We start from the raw sequence: 4,454 nt of genomic DNA on the forward strand, positions 1-4,454 counted from the left end.
GTGGCAGCGTCGGGGGAGGAGCGCGGGTGAGCCGTGCGGCGTCGGCCGCTGCGGACGACTGACCAGGCGCAGGCGTGGAACCCGGGTACCGATCACGTACTCCCCGATTCCGCCGCACACCCCGACCCCCGGGAGGAGACCCCCATGGGGCCCTTGGCCAAGGAGCACCTGGCGGCACTCGACGCCCACTGGCGTGCCGCCAACTACCTGTCCGTCGGTCAGATCTACCTGCTGAGCAACCCCCTCCTCGCCGAGCCGCTGCGGCCCGAGCACATCAAGCCGCGCCTCCTGGGCCACTGGGGCACCTCACCCGGTCTCAACCTCGTCCACACCCACCTGAACCGCGTCATCAAAGAGCGCGACCTCGACGCCCTGTGCGTGTGGGGCCCCGGCCACGGCGGGCCCGCCGTCCTCGCCAACTCCTGGCTGGAGGGCAGTTACACCCAGATGTACCCGGCCGTGACCCGGGACGAGGAGGGCATGGCGCGGCTGTTCCGCCAGTTCTCCTTCCCCGGCGGCGTGCCCAGCCATGTGGCGCCCGAGACGCCGGGCTCGATCCACGAGGGCGGCGAGCTCGGCTACTCCCTGACGCACGCCTACGGCGCCGCCTTCGACAACCCCGGCCTCGTCGTGGCCTGCGTCATCGGCGACGGCGAGGCGGAGACCGGGCCGCTCGCCGGGTCCTGGCACTCCAACAAGTTCCTCGACCCCGTCCACGACGGCGCCGTCCTGCCGATCCTGCACCTCAACGGCTACAAGATCGCCAACCCGACGGTCCTCTCCCGGCTCCCCGACGCCGAACTGGACGCGCTCCTGAAGGGCTACGGCCACGAGCCGCTGTACGTGGCGGGCGACGACCCCCTCGCCGTCCACCAGGCGATGGCGGAGGTGATGGACAAGGCCCTCGACCGCATCGCCGCCGTCCAGCGGGCCGCCCGCGGCGGTGGTTCGCACAGCCGCCACCGCTGGCCCGTGATCGTCCTCCGTACGCCCAAGGGCTGGACCGGTCCCGCGTTCGTGGACGGTCAGCCCGTGGAGAACACCTGGCGCTCGCACCAGGTGCCGCTCTCCGGAGTCCGCGACAACTCCGAGCACCTGCGGCAACTGGAGGAGTGGCTGCGCTCCTACCGCCCCGGGGAGCTCTTCGACGCCGACGGCGCGCCCACCGCGGACGTCCTCGCCTGTGTGCCCGAGGGCGAGCGCCGCCTCGGCGCCACCCGGCACGCCAACGGCGGCCTGCTCAGCCGCCCGCTGCCGCTGCCGCCCCTCGAACGGTTCGCCGTCACCGTGGACAAGCCCGGCACCACCCTGCACGAGCCGACCCGGGTCGCGGGCGAGCTGCTCGCCCAGGTCATGGCCGACACCGCGCGGCGGCGCGACTTCCGGGTGGTGGGACCCGACGAGACCGAGTCCAACCGGCTCGGCGCGCTCTACGAGGCCACCGGCAAGGCGTGGCAGGACCGGACCCTGGACACCGACGAGCACCTCGCGCGCGACGGCCGGGTCATGGAGGTGCTCTCCGAACACCTCTGCCAGGGCTGGCTGGAGGGGTACACCCTGACCGGGCGGCACGGTCTCTTCTCCTGCTACGAGGCGTTCGTGCACATCGTCGACTCGATGGTCAACCAGCACATCAAGTGGCTGAAGACCTCCCGCTCGCTGTCCTGGCGGGCGCCCGTGCCGTCCCTGAACTACCTGCTCACCTCGCATGTGTGGCGCCAGGACCACAACGGCTTCTCGCACCAGGACCCCGGTTTCGTCGACCACGTGCTCAACAAGAGCCCCGACGTCGTGCGCGTCTACCTGCCGCCGGACGCCAACACCCTGCTCTCGGTGACCGAGCACATCCTGGGCAGCCGCGACTACGTCAACGTCGTCGTCGCGGGCAAACAGCCCTGCTTCGACTGGCTCACCCTCGACGAGGCCCGCGCGCACTGCGCGCGCGGCGCGGGCGTGTGGGAGTGGGCGGGCACGGACGACGGCACGCGCGACCCGGACGTGGTGCTTGCCTGCGCGGGCGACGTGCCCACCCAGGAGATCCTGGCCGCGGCGGCGCTGCTGCGCGAGCTGCTGCCCGACCTCGCGGTCCGCGTCGTCAACGTCGTGGACATCGCCCGCCTGATGCCGGAGCGCGAGCACCCGCACGGCATGGCCGAGTTCGAGTTCGACGCGCTGTTCACCCCCGACCGCCCGGTGATCTTCGCGTACCACGGCTACCCGTGGCTGATCCACCGCCTGGCCTACCGCCGCGCCAACCACGCCAACCTGCATGTGCGCGGGTACAAGGAGTCCGGCACGACGACCACGCCGTTCGACATGGTCGTCCGCAACGACCTGGACCGCTACCGGCTCGTCATGGACGTCATCGACCGCGTCCCCGGTCTCGCCGTCCGGGCCACGTCCGTACGGCAGCGGATGGCCGACGCCCGCTCCCGCCACCACGACTGGATCCGCGTACACGGCACCGACCTGCCCGAGGTCGCCGACTGGACCTGGCCGTATGCCGGCGACTGAGGAGCCCTTCTCCCCGGAGCTGTTCCCCCGCGCCCGCGCCGCCCTCGGCCCGGGCGCGGTGCACCTGCCGGACTGGCTGGACGCCGGGGCGCAGCTCCGCCTGGTCGAGGCGTGCCGGGAGTGGGCGAGGCCGCCCGCCGGGCTGCGGCTGGTCAGGACTCCCGGGGGCGGCACGATGACGGCCCGCCAGTTCGGTCTGGGCTGGCACTGGTATCCGTACGGGTACGCGCGCACCGTCGTCGACGGGGACGGGGCGCCGGTGAAGCCGATGCCCCGCGAGCTGGCGGAGCTCGGCCGCGCGGCGGCGGAGGCGGCCGGGTTCGGGGTCACCGAGGAGTACGACATCGCGCTGGTCAACTTCTACGACGCCGACGCCCGCATGGGCATGCACCGCGACGCCGACGAGAGGTCGGCGGCGCCCGTGGTCTCGCTGAGCCTCGGTGACGCCTGCGTCTTCCGCTTCGGCAACACCACGACGCGGGCCAAGCCGTACAAGGACGTCGAGCTGCGCAGCGGTGACCTGGTGGTCTTCGGCGGCCCGTCCCGCCTCGCGTATCACGGGGTGCCGCGCGTGCTGCCCGGCACGGGCCCGCCGGACCTCGGCCTGACCGGGCGGCTCAACATCACGCTCCGGGTGAGCGGCCTGCCGGAGAGCGGGACGTAAGGGGAGCTGGCCCGCGTCGTGGAAGACGAGGCCGAGCGAGCGCCGCAGCCCCGACCGTACGGTGCTCACGCCGTGCCGCACGGGCGCCGCCGACCAGCCGCGGGCGGAGCGGACGGGGCGGTCGCGGGTGGTGAAGACCAGGCCGTGGCCCTGCGGCAGGACCGTCGAGGTGCCGCGCGACTGGGCCCGTGGCCGCTGTTCGACGAGCAGGAACTCACCGCCGGTGCAGTGCGCGTTCTGCTCGTCCAGGCCGATCACGACCTGGAGGGGGAAGACCATGTCGCCGAAGAGGTCGCGGTGCAGGGCGTTCCAGTCGCCCTCCTCGTAGTGCAGCAGGATCTGCGCGGACCTGGTCTGGCCCGCCGCGTGGCACCGCTTGAGCCATTCGTCGAGGGAGTCGGGCCAGGGCGCGGGGCGGCCGAGGCGGGCGGCCCAGTCGCGGGCGACGGTCAGCAGCCGGGGATAGAGGGCCTGGCGCAGCTCGGCCACCGGGTACGGCAGGTCGTGCGTGAAGTAGCGGTACTGGCCGGAGCCGAAGCGGTGGCGTGCCATGTCGACCGTGGAGCGGAACAGCGCCGGGTCGTCGTAGCGGTCGGCGAGCAGGCGGCACGCGGCGGGGTCGAGGAGCCGGGGCGTGAGCGCGCAGCCGTGGGCGTCGAGCTCGGCGGCGATCCCGGTCCAGTCGGCGGCGTCGACCGCCGCACGGACGGCGGAGACGGTCCGCGGGCCCGCGCTCACGCCGCCTCCAGGTCGAGCAGCAGCCGCTTGCGCTCCAGACCGGCCGCGTACCCGGTCAGGGTGCCGTCGGCGCCGATCACCCGGTGGCAGGGGCGCACGACGAGCAGCGGATTGCGGCCGACGGCCGTGCCGAGCGCGCGGACGGCGACGCGGGACAGGCCGAGCTGTCCGGCGAGGCGGCCGTACGTGGTCGTGGTGCCGTAGGGGACGCTCTCCAGGGCGTCCCAGACCGCGCGCTGGAACTCCGTGCCCGCCCCGGCCGCGTACTCGATCTCGAAGCGGGTCAGGCTCCCGGCGAAGTAGGCGCGGAGCTGCCCGGTGATCTCGGTGAACGCCCGCGCGTCGCGGGTCCAGCCCTCCTGGACGACGGCGGCGCCCTTCTGCTCCGGCATGGACAGCGACGCCAGTGCGGTGCCGCCGGTGGCCGTGGCCGACGCCTCGCCCACCAGCAGCAGCTCGCCGAGCGGGCTGTCGGTCGTCGTGTAGACGGTCATCGGACTCTCCTTGGGTCTTCGGTGGTACGTGCTCAAGTCTGCGT

At 73.2% G+C, this 4,454-nt stretch carries 3 protein-coding genes and 1 pseudogene; 2 read left to right on the forward strand and 2 right to left on the reverse strand.

The features are described from left to right. Positions 1-144 precede the first annotated feature (144 nt). Together AB8Z36_RS31395 and AB8Z36_RS31400 are read left to right on the forward strand one after the other, a co-directional pair. Complete coding sequence (locus tag AB8Z36_RS31395) at positions 145-2,514, forward strand: phosphoketolase family protein (RefSeq protein WP_369216783.1); 2,370 nt, start codon at positions 145-147, stop codon at positions 2,512-2,514. Beyond that, complete coding sequence (locus tag AB8Z36_RS31400; protein WP_369216784.1) at positions 2,501-3,178, forward strand: alpha-ketoglutarate-dependent dioxygenase AlkB family protein; 678 nt, start codon at positions 2,501-2,503, stop codon at positions 3,176-3,178. The genes AB8Z36_RS31395 and AB8Z36_RS31400 overlap by 14 nt, the downstream gene beginning before the upstream one ends. A 12-nt stretch (positions 3,179-3,190) precedes the next feature. Here AB8Z36_RS31400 and AB8Z36_RS31405 read toward each other — a convergent pair. Both AB8Z36_RS31405 and AB8Z36_RS31410 read right to left on the reverse strand, forming a co-directional pair. After that, positions 3,191-3,850: pseudogene (locus AB8Z36_RS31405) on the reverse strand (2OG-Fe(II) oxygenase); the annotation flags it as partial. Positions 3,851-3,912: 62 nt separating this feature from the next. Continuing rightward, a complete protein-coding gene (locus AB8Z36_RS31410; protein WP_369216785.1) occupies positions 3,913-4,410 on the reverse strand; it encodes a methylated-DNA--[protein]-cysteine S-methyltransferase in 498 nt (165 codons plus the stop codon). Positions 4,411-4,454: the final 44 nt, after the last annotated feature.

This window comes from Streptomyces flavofungini (genome assembly GCF_041028215.1).
GTDB classification, from domain to species: Bacteria; Actinomycetota; Actinomycetes; order Streptomycetales; family Streptomycetaceae; genus Streptomyces; species Streptomyces flavofungini_B.